Origin of the sequence: Croceifilum oryzae (assembly GCF_030814315.1) — a bacterium.
In the GTDB taxonomy this organism is placed as follows: domain Bacteria; phylum Bacillota; class Bacilli; order Thermoactinomycetales; family Thermoactinomycetaceae; genus Baia; species Baia oryzae.
Genome location: NZ_JAUSUV010000007.1, coordinates 47,012 through 62,637, shown reverse-complemented (window position 1 = coordinate 62,637; position 15,626 = coordinate 47,012). Strand labels below are relative to the sequence as shown.

The 15,626-nt window shown below is 38.9% G+C and carries 21 protein-coding genes and 1 tRNA gene; 8 read left to right on the top strand and 14 right to left on the bottom strand.

The genetic code is table 11. The features are described 5' to 3' along the window. Positions 1-3: 3 nt before the first annotated feature. From J2Z48_RS08895 to J2Z48_RS08880, 4 genes are all read right to left on the bottom strand, one after another. Positions 4-999: an inorganic phosphate transporter gene (locus J2Z48_RS08895; protein ID WP_307252771.1), complete on the bottom strand. Its 996-nt coding sequence runs from the start codon at positions 997-999 to the stop codon at positions 4-6. After that, the gene (locus tag J2Z48_RS08890) at positions 992-1,612 is read right to left on the bottom strand and encodes a DUF47 domain-containing protein (RefSeq protein WP_307252770.1); all 621 of its coding nucleotides are present in this window, start codon (positions 1,610-1,612) and stop codon (positions 992-994) included. The genes J2Z48_RS08895 and J2Z48_RS08890 overlap by 8 nt, the downstream gene beginning before the upstream one ends. 241 nt (positions 1,613-1,853) lie before the next feature. Next, on the bottom strand, positions 1,854-2,192 hold the full coding sequence (locus J2Z48_RS08885) for a hypothetical protein (RefSeq protein ID WP_307252769.1): 339 nt from the start codon (positions 2,190-2,192) through the stop codon (positions 1,854-1,856). Next, complete coding sequence (locus J2Z48_RS08880; RefSeq protein ID WP_307252768.1) at positions 2,189-3,673, bottom strand: vWA domain-containing protein; 1,485 nt, start codon at positions 3,671-3,673, stop codon at positions 2,189-2,191. Before J2Z48_RS08880 ends, J2Z48_RS08885 begins: the two co-directional genes overlap by 4 nt. Before the next feature lie 284 nt (positions 3,674-3,957). Here J2Z48_RS08880 and mnmA point away from each other — a divergent pair, with 284 nt between their 5' ends. From mnmA to corA, 6 genes are all read left to right on the top strand, one after another. Then, positions 3,958-5,061 carry a tRNA 2-thiouridine(34) synthase MnmA gene (gene mnmA / locus J2Z48_RS08875; protein ID WP_307253056.1) on the top strand — a complete coding sequence of 368 codons (1,104 nt, stop codon included), beginning with the start codon at positions 3,958-3,960 and terminating at the stop codon, positions 5,059-5,061. Between the two features lie 121 nt (positions 5,062-5,182). Beyond that, positions 5,183-6,577 carry a hypothetical protein gene (locus J2Z48_RS08870; RefSeq protein ID WP_307252767.1) on the top strand — a complete coding sequence of 465 codons (1,395 nt, stop codon included), beginning with the start codon at positions 5,183-5,185 and terminating at the stop codon, positions 6,575-6,577. A gap of 213 nt (positions 6,578-6,790) precedes the next feature. Beyond that, positions 6,791-7,441: an excalibur calcium-binding domain-containing protein gene (locus J2Z48_RS08865; RefSeq protein ID WP_307252766.1), complete on the top strand. Its 651-nt coding sequence runs from the start codon at positions 6,791-6,793 to the stop codon at positions 7,439-7,441. A 14-nt stretch (positions 7,442-7,455) separates the two neighbouring features. Then, positions 7,456-7,665 (top strand): hypothetical protein, encoded by a 210-nt coding sequence (locus J2Z48_RS08860; protein ID WP_307252765.1) that lies wholly within the window; start codon positions 7,456-7,458, stop codon positions 7,663-7,665. After that, complete coding sequence (locus J2Z48_RS08855) at positions 7,623-7,910, top strand: GNAT family N-acetyltransferase (protein ID WP_307253055.1); 288 nt, start codon at positions 7,623-7,625, stop codon at positions 7,908-7,910. The genes J2Z48_RS08860 and J2Z48_RS08855 overlap by 43 nt, the downstream gene beginning before the upstream one ends. A 264-nt stretch (positions 7,911-8,174) precedes the next feature. Beyond that, positions 8,175-9,131, top strand: a complete 957-nt coding sequence (gene corA, locus J2Z48_RS08850) for a magnesium/cobalt transporter CorA (protein ID WP_307253053.1) — start codon at positions 8,175-8,177, stop codon at positions 9,129-9,131. 116 nt (positions 9,132-9,247) lie between these two features. Here corA and J2Z48_RS08845 read toward each other — a convergent pair whose 3' ends face one another. From J2Z48_RS08845 to J2Z48_RS08815, 7 genes are all read right to left on the bottom strand, one after another. Further along, a complete protein-coding gene (locus J2Z48_RS08845) occupies positions 9,248-9,592 on the bottom strand; it encodes a DUF4260 domain-containing protein (protein ID WP_307252764.1) in 345 nt (114 codons plus the stop codon). 159 nt (positions 9,593-9,751) lie between these two features. Next, complete coding sequence (locus J2Z48_RS08840) at positions 9,752-10,159, bottom strand: YjdF family protein (protein ID WP_307252763.1); 408 nt, start codon at positions 10,157-10,159, stop codon at positions 9,752-9,754. A 402-nt stretch (positions 10,160-10,561) separates the two neighbouring features. Beyond that, entirely contained in the window at positions 10,562-11,149 is a 588-nt protein-coding gene (locus J2Z48_RS08835) for a GH25 family lysozyme (protein WP_307252762.1), read from the bottom strand. 231 nt (positions 11,150-11,380) lie between these two features. Further along, positions 11,381-11,620 carry a hypothetical protein gene (locus tag J2Z48_RS08830; protein WP_307252761.1) on the bottom strand — a complete coding sequence of 80 codons (240 nt, stop codon included), beginning with the start codon at positions 11,618-11,620 and terminating at the stop codon, positions 11,381-11,383. 82 nt (positions 11,621-11,702) lie between these two features. Further along, on the bottom strand, positions 11,703-11,951 hold the full coding sequence (locus J2Z48_RS08825) for a hypothetical protein (protein WP_307252760.1): 249 nt from the start codon (positions 11,949-11,951) through the stop codon (positions 11,703-11,705). After that, entirely contained in the window at positions 11,929-12,210 is a 282-nt protein-coding gene (locus J2Z48_RS08820) for a hypothetical protein (RefSeq protein ID WP_307252759.1), read from the bottom strand. Before J2Z48_RS08820 ends, J2Z48_RS08825 begins: the two co-directional genes overlap by 23 nt. Then, positions 12,200-12,331 carry a hypothetical protein gene (locus J2Z48_RS08815; RefSeq protein WP_307252758.1) on the bottom strand — a complete coding sequence of 44 codons (132 nt, stop codon included), beginning with the start codon at positions 12,329-12,331 and terminating at the stop codon, positions 12,200-12,202. The genes J2Z48_RS08820 and J2Z48_RS08815 overlap by 11 nt, the downstream gene beginning before the upstream one ends. Positions 12,332-12,531: 200 nt before the next feature. Here J2Z48_RS08815 and J2Z48_RS08810 point away from each other — a divergent pair, with 200 nt between their 5' ends. Further along, the gene (locus J2Z48_RS08810; RefSeq protein ID WP_307252757.1) at positions 12,532-12,729 is read left to right on the top strand and encodes a hypothetical protein; all 198 of its coding nucleotides are present in this window, start codon (positions 12,532-12,534) and stop codon (positions 12,727-12,729) included. Positions 12,730-12,837: 108 nt separating this feature from the next. Here J2Z48_RS08810 and J2Z48_RS08805 read toward each other — a convergent pair whose 3' ends face one another. From J2Z48_RS08805 to J2Z48_RS08795, 3 genes are all read right to left on the bottom strand, one after another. Beyond that, positions 12,838-13,014 carry a hypothetical protein gene (locus tag J2Z48_RS08805; RefSeq protein WP_307252756.1) on the bottom strand — a complete coding sequence of 59 codons (177 nt, stop codon included), beginning with the start codon at positions 13,012-13,014 and terminating at the stop codon, positions 12,838-12,840. Positions 13,015-13,332: 318 nt separating this feature from the next. Next, positions 13,333-13,824 carry a CarD family transcriptional regulator gene (locus tag J2Z48_RS08800; protein ID WP_307252755.1) on the bottom strand — a complete coding sequence of 164 codons (492 nt, stop codon included), beginning with the start codon at positions 13,822-13,824 and terminating at the stop codon, positions 13,333-13,335. Positions 13,825-14,864: 1,040 nt separating this feature from the next. Continuing rightward, a tRNA-OTHER gene (locus J2Z48_RS08795) sits at positions 14,865-14,933 on the bottom strand. Positions 14,934-15,202: 269 nt separating this feature from the next. On the opposite strand from J2Z48_RS08795, the gene J2Z48_RS08790 reads away from it, so the two are divergent. Next, on the top strand, positions 15,203-15,574 hold the full coding sequence (locus tag J2Z48_RS08790; protein ID WP_307252754.1) for a helix-turn-helix domain-containing protein: 372 nt from the start codon (positions 15,203-15,205) through the stop codon (positions 15,572-15,574). Positions 15,575-15,626 lie beyond the last annotated feature (52 nt).

The following is a 15,626-nucleotide window of genomic DNA, read 5'->3' as shown; positions in this document are numbered from 1 at the left end:
GGCTTAATGTTCCAAGAAACTTAGTACGGTATACAAGATATAACCCATGATCGCTGTTCCAGGTAGAGTAAGAACCCATGCATACACGATTTTCTTCGCTACAGTCCAGCGAACACTGCGAATTCGCTCTGCAATCCCTGTACCGATAATCGACCCTGTAATCGTATGCGTGGTACTAACCGGAACCCCCATCCCTGCGACTGTCGTCAAAATCGTAGCCGCCGCCGTCTCAGCAGCAAAGCCATGTGGTGTCTCTAGGCGGCTCAAACGGGAACCAATCGTTTGAATGACCTTCCATCCACCGATTGCTGTACCAAGCGCCATTGCTGTGGCAGCTGAAATCTTGACCCAAGTAGGAATATTTAATTCGGTCTGATACCCTCCTACCAGTAGGGCAAGAGCCATAATGCCCATTGCCTTCTGTGCATCTGCCGCACCATGGCTAAAAGCCATAAATCCAGAAGAGAAAATCTGCAACGGCTTAAAGATCCTTTTTACACGGGAAGCAGGTTGATTCGCAAAGGAAGCTCGGATAATCTTCATAAAAATAAACGCTACGATGGCACCTAAAACGGGTGAAATCAGGAGCCCAATTAAAATCGTAATAAGTCCTTTGCTTTGCAGAATATCAAATCCTGCCGAAGCAACTGCCGCGCCTACTAAGCTCCCAATCAATGCATGTGACGAGCTGGTCGGGAGGCCCATTAATACGGTGATTACGTTCCAGATGATAACAGCTGCCAGTGCCGCCACTAATACTACCAACGTCACCGCTTTCGGATTTACGATATCCTTACCGATCGCCTTAGCGACAGCTGTCGAGAAAAACGCGCCTACTAAATTAAGACCTGCGGCCATTAAGATGGCGGTATATGGTTTTAACGTACGCGTCCCCACGACTGTCGCAATCGCATTTGCCGTATCATGCCAACCGTTAGTGAAATCAAAAATTAACGCTAGGGCAATAACCGCTACGACGAGCCAAAATGGATCAAGCATACTTCAAAATCACACCTTCCATAACATCCATCAAGTCTTCAAATAAGTCGGTAACACGCTCTAGTTTCTCGATAATTTCTTTCATCTTAAATAGCTCTAGTCCATCACTTGGATTTTCAAATAACGTATACAAGCTATCACGCATTAATTTATCGCCTTGATTTTCAAGGTCATTAATTTCAATCGAGATCTTACGAATACTTTGGAAATCTTTTTTCTCTAGTGCAATAAATGATTCTTGCAACAAGAGCGCAGAGCTTACAATAATCTCAGCAAATTGTACTAAGTACGGAGCCGATTTATTAACATGGAAATAAACGAATCGAGCCGCACAAGCCTCAATACCATCTAATACATCATCTAATTTAACTGCCAAATTTAAAATATCTTCACGATCCAACGGCGTAACGAATGTAGAGTTCAATTCCTTAATCATGAGGTGAGTATAGGTATCACCCTTTGACTCTAATTCCTTAAGTCGTTCTGCGTATTTTTCTTTTTCTTCTAGGGTCTCAACATTTTCACGGAAAAGTTGTACAGCTTCCACAATGTTGCTTGCCGCATCGATAAGGGTTTGATAAAAGATACGATCCTTTGTACGATTAAAAATCACATTTACCCCTCCAGTACTGAATTGCCATTAAACAAGGCTAATCTTACTCTTGCTATTTAGGGATTGAAAAGAGAAAAGTTAATTATGCATGAATAAATTTAATCTAAGTTAAAATAATCTTTACAAAAACTTAATACTATCTAATGAAAGACACATTGTTGTCTTATTATGGGGTTAAACATTTGAATTCATACAAAAACATCCAGCTTGGCTCAATAACCAAACTGGATGTTTTGCTATGTTATGAATGAACACTATGGGAGACGAAAGACCCTTCAATATGGAGAAATAGGATATTTAAATCGCTAATTCTACTAGAGAGATCATTTAATTGTTCATTAATCGCAAAGAACAACCTTTCGTCCTCTACTTCTTTAAGCGAATCGAACGTCTGAAGATACTCAATCTCAAAACACTTGATCTGCTCTGGAATACACGCACATACTTGTTGACAAAGAAGTTCAAACTCTGCCTGTACATCAACCGCTAACTCATCATAATCAACATGAAGAATCGGACGACGAATTTGCAGGCGTTCATCATAAATCATCTCATATGGCAATTTCAAGTTATGGTTCATTTGGCATCACCCAAAATCTCTGTTTTCTTTTCTGCAAATGTATTGGGTGTGTTTTTGGGATTTGTTTTATCCCATGATTTTTCCAAGTTATCCACTTGGCTTAACCAATCTTTGCGGAGTTTTCCATCTGACTTCTTATATTGCTTTTGAATGTGTCCATCCACTTGTTCATATCTCTGATCGATCCACTGACCAATGCGTTCATAATCTGTCTTTTCAATTTTAGATTGATTATAAATGTATTCATTAGCGGCCTCGAGATGCTCTTGCTCATTTTTCGTTACTTCACTCAGTTTTTGATGCTGATCTTTTAACTGATCACGCGTGTTTTGAAAAGTTTTTTCTGACTTTTCCAGAGCACGTACCTGCCACGGAGAATCCATCTGTCTGATTTCTTTTGTAACGGATTGGAGAGCCTTTGTAAGTTTCTCCCCATTTTTTATGGAGATAAATTCTCCCCCTGATTGACCTGCGATCGAAGAAACCTGTTTTTCTTCTTGTAGGTTCGAACCAAAGGAAATCACATTAATAGCAGCGTGCAAATCCGACTCGCTCAACTGCTTGGCTTGTTGATTCGGATTTGTATTACATTTATCTACACCATCTGTGATGAGAACAACACGATTTTCATAACTCTTCTCCTTATGGGCAGATAAATCCTTTGTACCTTCTTGAATCGCTAAACCAACTGGATTCCAACCCTCTTTTGATTCTAATCGAGTCATCGATTTTGACCACACCGGAGCCGTCCATTCAACACCTGAGTATAGTAAAGAGGTATCCTTACAAGATTGTCCTGGATCTTTGTCATCCACTCCACCCTCTTTTCCAAACATCCTCACATGAACCTGAGTACCCTTTGGAATTGCTTTCGTCGCTTGGGTGAGTGCGTCCTTGATCCATTCTATCTTTCTTTTACCCTGTAAATCTTTTCCCATCGAACGACTTGCATCGATGAGGAACAAGATTTGGTTGTTTTTCACTGCTCCTGCATGAATCGCAGCTTGTTCTTCCGCTGTCAATGGTTTCTCTTGATGGTCTTTTGCAATCTCGGATAGTACCCGTGCTTGTTCTTGCAAGTCAACCATTTCCACATCATCATAAACGGTTACAAGTTGCTTATAATTTTCTCCCAGTAAACCTAGGAGATATTGAAAAGCGGCATCTCGCTCTAAACCAATTGGCATCTGATCCAACGCTTGATACACTTTCGATTGGTTAAAGCTATCACCCGAAAAAGATCCTTTACCTGGATCTTGTAAAATATCCGCAATCTTCGTATGAGGACCTGGGCTTGCATGGATCTCTTTCACCACTTGCTTTGACTTAATTTCCGTTGGTGCAGAGGCTTTAGATTCTTCCACTTTACGAATCTCATTTCCGGTTGTCTCTTGAATTTGCTGTACGACTGAAGAACAACCGCTCATGAGTACTGAAGCAGCCGTTACACAAATTACTTGTTTGAGTGGTAGTTTCCTCATAAATCCTCCTATCCCTCGGCTCATATTCTGACACATTTATTCTTAAAGCTTACTTGATTCGATTCCCTTTGACAACGAATTCCCTTGTTTTATCGAAGACTTTTCATAGTTGTGCAATCACAGAGAGTAAATTTCATATTAATATATCTATTATATACATTTTGATTTCTTCCTAAAACCCTTATGTGATAAGATTTACCAATTCCTTTTTGTTCATTCTTGACCAAATCGTTTATAATAAAATTACATACTATTGACAGGGATAACAAATAGAAAAGAGATGCATAATGACGAATCAAAATAAACGTGTAGTAGTCGGAATGTCAGGTGGAGTCGACTCTTCTGTTACAGCTTGGCTTTTAAAACAACAAGGCTACGATGTAATCGGTTTGTTTATGAAAAACTGGGATGATACCGATGAATTCGGTCATTGTACTGCTACAGAAGACTATGAAGATGTTCGCCGTGTGGCTACACAAATCGGTATACCCTATTATTCTGTTAACTTCGAAAAAGAATATCAAGAAAAAGTCTTTTCTTATTTCTTAGATGAATATCGAAAAGGACGCACACCTAACCCTGATATTATGTGTAATCGGGAAATCAAGTTTGGTGAATTTCTTCAAAAAGCTGAGCAATTAGGAGCAGAATTTCTGGCAACAGGTCACTACGCTCAATTAAAAGAAGTAAATGGAACGAGACAACTCTGTCGAGGTGTTGACCCTAATAAAGATCAAACATACTTCCTTTCCCAAGTCCCACAAAGCAAATTTAAAAACACACTCTTCCCTCTCGGACATCTAGAGAAAAAAGAAGTTCGCAAAATAGCGGAAGAGGCTGGATTATATACAGCAAAGAAAAAGGATAGCACTGGTATCTGCTTTATTGGAGAGCGAAATTTTAAAGAGTTCTTAAGCAATTATTTGCCTGCACAGCCAGGTGATATGAAAACAATAGATGGCACGATCGTAGGGAAGCATGATGGTTTGATGTATTATACGCTGGGACAACGTCAAGGTTTAGGAATCGGTGGTGGTGCAGGTGAAGGCGGACTACCTTGGTTTGTCATTAAGAAAGATGTGTCTCAAAACACCCTCTACGTCGCCCAAGGACATGACCACGATGCCCTTTATACGAGTGGACTAATCGCAACAGAAGTAAACTGGCTCGCAAACACAGAAGCGCCCACAAAACCCTTTTCTTGTACAGCCAAATTTAGATACCGTCAAAAAGATCAAGACGTTACCGTAATCCCCCAAGCGAATGGCGATACATGGGACATTCAATTCCATGAAAAACAACGTGCTGTCACTCCTGGTCAATCGGTAGTATTTTATGATGGTGAAGTCTGCCTCGGTGGCGGTATTATTGACTCAATTTATGTGTAAAAGAACAGGATACAATTTCGAAGAGGTAGCTAATCAAGCTATCTCTTTCTTATATTTTATCTTTCATAATTTTGTAAATTATAGTAAGATGTTACCAAATATTGTCGAGGAGGATCAGAATTTGCGAAATGAATTTTATCTAGAAGATAACGATCAAGACCCAGACCTATTTGAACATACACCGAAATCCCGGAGATGGAGACCGAGCTGGACCTTCCTACTCATCATCCTCTTGATCGCTGGAGGCTCTGCTATCACGTATTTCATGACTCAGCCAACTTCTCATTCACTTACAGCCCAAGCCACTCCGAATCCACAACCAGAGGCGACCAAGGAACCGATAGCAGACCAAAGTAGCCAGACAGAGCCATCTGAACCTGCTGTGGTTGAGCCCTATCGAGGAGATCAAGCTGGCTTTCCCGAATTGATTGCTCAAACCCCTATCGATACTTCAAATGTGAACAAAGAAACTCAGCAAGCAAAGGAACAAAACACCAATCAAAGCATGACAGTACCTGACAAGCAAAAGATGCCTGATACATCCAAGCAAAAAAATCCGTTAAGCAAAGAAAACAAACTTGAACAGACAGCCATGAACCCTGTCAAACAAAAAATCTCTAATACACAAGGCGATCCAGCGAAGGGAAACAAAGGCAAACAAAAAGCAGGAAATCCAGAAAAACAAACAGTCTCTCCAACTCAAAAACATCAAGCCAATCCAGCCAAGAAGCCCCCAATCAAACAAACATTTACAACTCCAGAAAAACAGCAAGTCTCTGCTACACACACTCAAAAAACACTAACACCGCAAACGAATATCCAGCCGAACATCATGCAACAGATGCTGTCAGATGATCAAAGCCAACCAGCCATTATTGAAAAAGAAGCTTCACCGTCTAAGAACGCTACAGATAAATCTGTTCAATGGATTGTACCTAGCAACCCAGAAGAAAACCCATCCAATCAACCAAAAAACACCTTTCAACTAGAGCCCTACTTACTAAACCAAGAAGGCAAAATCTTACCCCTGCTTTCAACAAAAGCAACAGAGCCAAAAGATCCATTAAAAAGCAATTTGATTCCTTTGATTCAAATCGAATCACCCACTCGCTTAGATGTATTTTTCTTACAAATACAGAGTATCCAAGAATTCATCACTCAAACTGCCTCCCCAGAGATTCACATTCGCTTGATTGAGCAAAATGAGCAATTAGGGACAACAGAAGCAAAGAATAACATCCCGACCATTCTGACTTCCCTCATTCATCAGTCAACTCAACAAACAAACAAGAAGCTAATCCTACATAAACCCACTACACAATCTAAGCCATCCTATTTTCCACTCCTTGAACATGTGGATGGACTTCAATTCTCCACCAAGGTCGAGCCCATTACCACAATTGGTAAAAAGCTGAATCTAATAACCACACCGCCCCTTGTGAAAACAATACAGTCGTGGAGTGTAAAACAAGCATTTAACATCCAAAACGAGCAACTCCCTAATCTAAACGAATAAACAAAGAAGAGCCCAGAGATTCCTTTCAGACTATCTCCATAGTCTGAAAGGAAATCTCTCCAGGGCTCCTTTTTTGCACCTATGAAAAAGCTCTACATTAGATAGACCGCTTAGCGTGCTCTGAAGATTAAGAATAAAAATGTAAATCTCTCGCAATTGCGACACAAAGTCTGATATATTGGGAATGTAAATTCAATTTCGAGGAGGACAAGTATGCTGTTTATTATCAGTTTATTATGTGTATTTTTATTTATCGGGATCATTTATCCCACAAAGTGGCACAAAAAAGTAGCCTACCGCAAGGCCACACTAGGCAAAAGAAGTTGGAACATAGCACTTCTATTCTTATGTTTCATAATCGTAGTAGCGCTAACTCCAAATAATAGTAAAGTGACCGCTTCTAAGAAGGATGAACAAGAAAAGCTAGCTAAGACCGAAGCAGATAAGCTGAAACAAGAAGAGCTAGCTAAAGTAGAAGCAGATAAGCTGAAACAGGAAGAGCTAGCTAAAGTAGAAGCAGATAAGCTGAAACAGGAAGAGCTAGCTAAAGTAGAAGCAGACAAGCTGAAGCAAGAACTAGCCAAAGTGGAGACAGAGAAGCAAAAAGCTAACGTTGAAATAGAGAAAACATCAAAGGAAAATAAAAGAAAACAAGAAGAAAGCCAAAAGAAAAACCAGACAACAAATAAACCAAGTGTATCCCCGCAAAAAAATTCCACTCCTAGCAACAAGCCAGCCTATCGTGGAAAAGGAGTAACATGTAGCAGTTTCTCTTCTAGCGCAGAAGCTACCGCTTATATGAATGCTTATAAAGTGTACAAGCTAGATCGTAATAAAAATGGCGTTGCTTGCGAAGATAATTAGACTAGGAGAAAGTCATGATCCAACAACTAGACGTACATAATCCAGAGATAGTTCAAAAGCTATTAGATATCCAAATTCCTGCTTATCAGGTAGAAGCAAAGATTATCGGATCTACTGAGATCCCTCATCTACAAGACACCGTAGAAAAAATCCAGTCTAGCAGAGAAATTTTTTTCGGCTACTGGGAAGAAGAAAATCTAGCCGGAGCATTAGTTTCATTATAGAGAGCAATGTAGTAGACATTCATCGACTAGTAGTAAGTCCCTTCTATTTCCGCCAAGGGATTGGAGCAAAACTACTCAGCTTTCTGCTTACCGAACATACTCGAACAACAAAATATATCGTCCACACAGGTGCAGAAAATATACCTGCAAAAAAACTCTACGAGAAATTTGGCTTTAGAGAAATAGATCAGATAGAGGTAACTCAAGGCCTATCTTTATCCAGATTAGAAAAAGAAGTAACTTAGTCTATCTTTCTTACTATAGACTATAAGAAAAGCAGGAATAAAATATTCCTGCTTTTTCCTGTCAATTTATTATCCTTGATTACTCAAGGGGCATCAGCTCAGCTGTGAGGACGTCGCACTGGCAGTGCAAAACCAAAGTGGACCTGACCATATACCCGGCTGTTTTGGATAGACAGAAAACAACTCTTCTCATTTCATTCGGTTTCAGTAGAATTATGAGGTAAAATAGGGGGATATCATGTTGCACAATAGAGGGTGATTATGTTGATTCGCACATTAGCTATAAAAAAGGATGGAACACTTCTACTAGATATCCCACTCCAACAATTAAACGATCCGCAAATTAAATGGTACTGGGTTGATTTTAATGCTCCAAGTATGGAGGAAACATCTAAGTTAACAGACCATTTTCGCTTTCATCCTCTAGCCATAGAGGACTGTTTGCACCACTTACAACGCCCCAAACTCGATTATTACGAAGGGTATCAATTTCTCATCATTCATGCCTTGAAAGGTCCTCATATGAAGTTAGAAGAAGTGGATCTGTTTGTAGCAGAGAACTTTCTCGTTTCGTTTCATTATGCAAATTTAGAAGAAATCGATTGCATTTGGGAAAGGATCATTCAACATCCAGATTTAGTTCAAAAAGGGCCTGTATTCCTTACATACAAGTTAATTGATAAATTAGTAGATGCTTATTTTCCATTTGCACATCGCACGGAAGACCAGTTAAACGAAATCGAGAGTAAGCCTAGAGGTTCTACCACAAAAGCTCTCATCGACCAGATTTTCCAAATTCGAAGGGACTTGTCTAAGCTACGTCGCACAGTAGTTCCCATGAGTGATTTATTATACCGGGTGATTAATTCAGAGCGATTTATCCAGGGAAAAGACCAACGAGTCCATTTTCAGCACATCTACAATCATTTAATCAAGCTATCTTATGTGATTGAATCAAGTCGAGAAGTCACTTCTGATATTCGAGATAATTATTTGTCTCTCAACTCTTATCGGATGAATACCATTATGACAACACTAACCGTCATTTCCGCCATCTTTATCCCGCTGACGTTTATCGTCGGAGTTTATGGGATGAATTTTGAACATATGCCAGAGTTGAAGTGGCGATATGGATATTTTATGATTCTTGGATTTATGACGATCGTAGGCTTAGGGATGCTTGCCTGGTTTAAACGCAAAGGTTGGTTTAATCAACAGTAGATTCATCCGCAAACCAAACAACTCCATACGCCACCTATACACACGCACAACAGCAGCCACAATTGATACTTGTAATCGTGGCTGCTGTTGTTCCCCTGTGCACCATAACCCTCCATTCACAATCGGTGTATATGCGTATCCTGAAATGTGTCATATTTCAATCCGAAACCAATCATCCGATCCATTGCAATATGAGCAATCCAGATTAGTCCGACCTGCTGTACGAAATCCCAATGATTCAGCCAGCCTATAAACAGTAGAATTCCAGAAATATATGTATGTCCCAGATTATATGCTATTTTTCCTATACGCTCGTTTATGGAATAACCCATCATCGACAAGTCAGGGAACAAAAAGAGAATGAAAAACAAAAGCCAGTCTCCTTGGTAGGCGCAAAAATATAGTGTCACACTACCCATTAAAACAAGAACGCCCTCCGCTTTCAGGATGATACGATTCAATCCCTTTTCCTCCAGATGGTATTTTATCAATCACTACCATAGATACAAAAAGGCACCAAATCAATGGCACCTCTTTATTTTGATTTTACCGCTTGTGTATATCTCTCAAAACTTGTAATTTGAGTGCCTTGAAAGAAAGTACACGCTATCTCTTTCCTCCTAATGACCTCTATGTTTCGCTTTTCTCTTGTTTTTTTTCAACTCCCACTTTTTCTCGGCGAGTGCCTCTTTCGCTTCTTTTGTCAAGTTTTTACGTTCTTTTTTATGTGCCTGAAGCTCCAATTGTAGGGCTTGATGAGTATAGGCAGAAACGCCCTCTGTTTGCATTTCCCTTGATACCTGTCGAGAGAGACGCTTGGGATTTATTTTCTTTTCCTTCACTTTCATTTCAAGTTGAAATTTACGTTTCTCCATAAAAACCAGCATTTCGTTGTTTACAAATTCTAATATTTCAGTATCCTTTGGCTCTGTTCCAAACATCACCTTACCAGCACGTAATTGATCATCCACTACCTCTTCAACCACACCAATCCAAAATTGACCATCATGAAACACTTTTAACTTCATCTGAAATTCCCCCTCTATTTACACATGCAACAATGAGGAATGATGGACGGGCCCGAGGAGGCAAGGTTACTTCATTAGAGCCTATAGGAACTAATGGACTGGACTACCAACCAGTACTGTGTTTTTTCATTCCTTAGTCAAGAAAAGTACATCTGTGGAGTCCTTACTCAAATCTGCTAACTCCACATCAAACATATCTTATCATTCTACTTGAAGGTCTTTTCCCTGTTGTATTAAGAAAAGACCTTCACATTCATTATTCTATCATGAATTAAATCACGATCTAATTTCGTATTTATTCCAAGAAGTTAACATATCGGGAATCTTGATAAGCTATCAATTTATATGGAGCGTTATAAAAAAGCGAACTCATTCTCGTCAGGAGAATGAATCCACTTTCGATCACTTAAATCGCTGTTTAAATTGTTCCGAGGTTCCACTAAATACATTGATGTCTACATAACGATCAATCCCACTAACCCTCCCTCTATTACTGTATTGCCAAAATGCCCACTTTTGGCTACCAAGTGTAGGGAATTTGAAGATATCTCTAATCCAAATATCAAACTCATTCAAGTGACCGTTGATATAGGTATGATATGTATCATAAGTAACATATAAGATAGGCTTCGTCTTATACTCTTGCTCCATTCTAAGTGCTAGTTCCCTTAGCTCTTTTCTTACCTTATCTGGATCATGTTCTAAATGGATCTCCACATCGATGACTGGTGGCAAACTATCCAGCTGCTTAGGTACCGTTTTGATGAAATGGATCGCTTGTTCTTCTCCAGAACTCCCCATGGAAAAAAAGTGATATGCCCCTGTTAAGAATCCATATTTTTTTGCCTCTACCCAATTGTATTCAAATTGGGGGTCGATAAAATCATCACCTTCCGTCGCTTTCATGTATACAAATTTAAAATCATCGTCTTCTTGGACTACTTTCCAATTAATGCGTCCTTGGTGGTGTGATACATCTAAACCTTTCATTTCATATCCTACTGCAAACAACGCATTATGCCATATGATCCCCTTATACTCTAAAAACCCAAAAGTAACGATCGAGATCGCAATAATAACTAACCACCTAAAACGTTTTATATATATCCACTCCCCTTAATTTTCTTTTTATTCTATAATTAGACGGCTGTTTTATCAATAAAGAACGATTACGACATCATTCTCAGCTAATATTGATAAAGTGATACAATTTGATACAATCTAATCATACATAATAAAATTATTATAATATAAAAAATAATACTTATTAATCATTAACTGCAAACATTCACAAAAATGGGCGCGGAACAATCCAGTCTTTTTCTTTATAAGACGAAGAAGTTTTCGATAGGTAAGAGCCGTTCGTCCACCTACTAAATCATCGATGTATTGAAGTTGATTCTTAGATGTATAAGTAAAAGTTAAAACTTGGCGACCAGATGTGTCAGTCATATATTTCAATACATGCGTATCTTTGTTATCAATCTTTTTCTTTTCATAGGTAAAAGTTTGATTTTATTACCATTCCGATCTACTACTTCCGTTACGTAACCGTCCCGGTTAAAGTAATATTTTGCTGATCAGATCCAGAAACAATCCACTTCCGTTGTTCGATACTTCCACTTTTACCACTCTGGTATTGTAATGTTAGATTCGTTCCAGATGGCGGCACAAACTTCTTCTTATTTTTATCGTAGGTAAAGGTGTAACTACTACCTTCATCATCGATCAAAACAACGGATCCAGATACGATTTTATCCGTTTTTGTCTCAATCTGAGCAACATTGCTCATGGGTGCACCAATACCTCATCATCGAGTTAGTATCAAGTGACCAATCTTTGCCCATGATAGTCGATTGATCATTCAAGCTGTTATAGGTAAGAGTCGCATAAGTAGAAAACCCTTTGATAGCATGTTTAAACGGTGTAAAGCTATAAGCAAAATTCCCCTTAAATAGGTTCGCTCCTACTACACTATTTGGACCCGAATTTTCTTTAATGGGTTGTTGCTTCTCCAAGTTCTTCTCCGTTTTATCCTTCTCAACAGCCACCTTCTGATCCAGCGTCTCGATACTCCATCACTTCGTATGCTTTCCTTTTTGAGACATCCAGTATTTTCGCAATATGATCTAGTAGCTTTTCAACTTGCTCATCTGTTCTCTTGACCGTCACGATATCATCCTCCTTGTTGTTTGCAAAACAACAAGCTCTTTTTCCAGACTTAATCCACTCTTCATCATTCATGCGACCTGCCCAGAACGGTTCGAGTTCTACTCTCTTTTCTGCTCGATGGTTGCCATACCCAAAATAGGGGAATAGTGATTTATACTTAGATAGGAAGCAAATGATCACATAAGAAGGGAGTGAAAATAATGGCTGAAATATTCAAGGCTCATTGTTCTAATGGTATTAATCGTCTACCACATATTAAGATTGTAGGAGAAGATGAAGCCATTCGATATGTAATTTTAAAAAAAGAAACTTATGCAGAGATCATCCTTGAGGATTCACGGGGTTGTACAGTTATGAAAGTTGAGAATCATGAAATAGTTTTTCCAGAGAAATCGTAGTAGCATCATAATCGAACCAATATTCCAGTAGCTACATAGGAAAGAGAAAGAGTTGTATAGTTCTTTCTCCATATTGTCTTTTCCTGTAAAAAAATGAGAGTTGCTAATTTAACAGCGGCTCTCATTTTTTGCTATTGATTCAGCTCTAGCAACAAAAAGCTCTGCATGAAGAGTACCAGCAACACCAAGTGATTTTCTGGAGTCTGTATCTCTTAAAAACAGGTACATAGCTTGTTGCAGGGCTTCGAGTTCATTAGCATTAAATACATCAAAACGAGACTTCAATTTTTTTACCTCCAAGTTCAACTCTGTCCATATCATATATTAGAGGAAACAACTCATGAAACAAGTATGTATTTTTTTATAAAACTATTATATTTAGTGTGGTTTTTACGTAGGTAAAATATCTGAGAAACGAAAGTGACAAAGCACACTTATACAAACTGTCATTTCTCAAATTGGTTCTGGTGCGAAAAGTAAGAAAGATGAAAATTCGAAACGACTTGAACCCATCATGGACCGCATTTTCCTTTTGATAAAACGATGGCCCTGCTCTGCGATGGATGGATATCATGGAGATCGAATTGTATGACAGAACATTTCTTAGTGTTCATTGATCGTGCGTTGAAGAAGATCACTTGCCTGTTCTTCATTTATGTTGTTGACTAAAGCGAGTTCACTCATCAGAGCGTGTATGGCATTTTGGAGCATATCCTTTTCAGCCATTCCTAATTTTTTAATTTCATTTAATCGAGTCAAATCACGAATGACTTCCGTTTCTTGGTAAATGTCTCCACTTCCCATTTTCTCTGTATTAATACGAGATCTTTCACGCCACGAAATGGATCGGTCTGTTTCATGACTAAAAAGAGTCAATAACACATGTTTCATCGTCACTGTATCTACAATTAGACGAACCTTTTTCTCACTTTTCATCTTGACGGGAATCATCAGGCACATTCCATTGAGTGATTTAACCGTCTCTTTTAGAATGTAATACAGTTGGCTCGCCCCTAAAAACTCTCGTTCCTCGATTGCTTCTACACTGAAGACTCCATGCAATGGATACACACATCGATCACCGACTTGAAACATATCCTCACCTCTATGTACTCAGGATAACACATTCTTTTAAAATTATCAAATCTGTAATTATAACATAGTATGTACAATATATCTATAATCAAATCGTAAAAAGCTATTTACCAAGTGTTGAGGCTCAATCAAACAGAGGGCCGGACTGTGGGGCTAGGAGAGATCGGGACATTTGATAGAGAAGAGAGGTAGCAGAAAGAAAAACTGTGTCAGTACAGGAGAGGCAAACTTAGGGGACCAGCCAGCATTTTAACGATTATATACGTTAAGAGCATACTCCTCCAGCTCAAGTCGAGGCTTCTACTATTCCGAAGGTGGAAAAGTTCTGACAAACAACTCATCGAGAAAATTAAAGCTGAGATTGGTGGCTGTCCATTTCTCAATAAGGTTAAAATCGAAAATGACACCTTAACCATTACATATAAAGAAGGCAAAAAAGATAAAAAGAAATACGAAGAATACTGGGGTACAAACGATGCCATTACAAAAAATCTGATGTCCAATCCACCCCGCTATCTTCGTGTAGGTAGTTTCAATAAGGTACACATCGAATTCCACTTCAAAACAAACTCCACACAGTGGACCTCACTCGTTCAGCAATAGAGCAATACTTTGGAGTCAAGTTAAACGAAATCACAGAGAACAGTGCATGGACCAAAAAATCATTGAGCCCTTTATTAACAACACAGAAAAACGTGCTGAGTACTCAAAACAGTTCATCAAGATTACTCCATAGATATGAATTCAGACGCATAACAGACACACTTGAGCCCTGTAATCAGGGCTGTTTTTGATTTCTCTATACAAAATAAGCATGATGACCTTCTGACTGATCACCAAACTGATCACGGGTTCGATCACACTCTTGATCACGAAATGATCACGCACTTCTAACATTAGATCGAATTAGATAACACTAAATAGCACACCTATCCAGAAAAAGGGAAATGAAAAAGAGTTTACAGTCTATTCTTTTAACTACACATAGCGAAACCCCGCTTGTACCAAGGGATCCTGGCGTAAGCGGGGTTTCATTCATTTGGCGTGCCCTGAAAGATTCGAACTCTCGACCTTCTGATCCGTAGTCAGAGTGCCTTTTTCATATCTCTATTATCTGCAATCGCTGAATCCTTTACTACATATAGGGTTTGACGATTGTAGATAAATGGAATCCGCTTAAAAATAGCCAAATGATCACGGATTGATCACGCACTTAATGACATTAGATAACACTACAAAGGTTAGTCTTTATACGTTCAATTAACTCGCAAAGCTTGGATTTATCCGACCATATTCTATTGATCTTATTACTCAATGATACTATAATTAGATCAATATATTAAGATGATTTTTAAATATGTCATTAGGATGTGTTTATGTGGAAAAAACAATGGATAAGACAGCAGTCGGAGAACGAATTGTATTGTTGCGAAAAACCAAAGGCTGGAAAAGAAAAGATCTAGCTACTCAAATCGAGGTATCTTGGCAAGTGGTAACCAATCTTGAAACTGGAGCCACTTTGCCCACACCTATCCAACTTGTTAACCTATCAAGAGTTTTAAATACCAGCACCGACTTCATTTTAGGAGTAACCTCCACACCTTCCCCCCATCTAGACACAGAAACACTACCTATGGTAGATCTACAGAGAGTGTTGGAAAATGCAGAGGCTCTACAGTGGGGAGACCGGATTCTTTCTCCAGAACAACGGAAGTTGGTAAAAGGACTCGTATCCGTAGTGGTTGATTAATTTATACAAGATAGGAGTAAATACCTATCTTGTATAGTGCAAATCCGATGAC

What these genes read in the sequence shown, in the direction of transcription:
- J2Z48_RS08895 (WP_307252771.1), bottom strand. Translation starts at nt 999, where the DNA reads ATGCTTGATCCATTTTGGCTCGTCGTAGCGGTTATTGCCCTAGCGTTA.
- J2Z48_RS08885 (WP_307252769.1), bottom strand. Translation starts at nt 2,192, where the DNA reads ATGAACCATAACTTGAAATTGCCATATGAGATGATTTATGATGAACGC.
- J2Z48_RS08880 (WP_307252768.1), bottom strand. Translation starts at nt 3,673, where the DNA reads ATGAGGAAACTACCACTCAAACAAGTAATTTGTGTAACGGCTGCTTCA.
- J2Z48_RS08865 (WP_307252766.1), top strand. Translation starts at nt 6,791, where the DNA reads ATGCTGTTTATTATCAGTTTATTATGTGTATTTTTATTTATCGGGATC.
- J2Z48_RS08860 (WP_307252765.1), top strand. Translation starts at nt 7,456, where the DNA reads ATGATCCAACAACTAGACGTACATAATCCAGAGATAGTTCAAAAGCTA.
- J2Z48_RS08840 (WP_307252763.1), bottom strand. Translation starts at nt 10,159, where the DNA reads ATGAAGTTAAAAGTGTTTCATGATGGTCAATTTTGGATTGGTGTGGTT.
- J2Z48_RS08835 (WP_307252762.1), bottom strand. Translation starts at nt 11,149, where the DNA reads ATGAAAGGTTTAGATGTATCACACCACCAAGGACGCATTAATTGGAAA.
- J2Z48_RS08825 (WP_307252760.1), bottom strand. Translation starts at nt 11,951, where the DNA reads ATGAGCAATGTTGCTCAGATTGAGACAAAAACGGATAAAATCGTATCT.
- J2Z48_RS08810 (WP_307252757.1), top strand. Translation starts at nt 12,532, where the DNA reads ATGGCTGAAATATTCAAGGCTCATTGTTCTAATGGTATTAATCGTCTA.
- J2Z48_RS08800 (WP_307252755.1), bottom strand. Translation starts at nt 13,824, where the DNA reads ATGTTTCAAGTCGGTGATCGATGTGTGTATCCATTGCATGGAGTCTTC.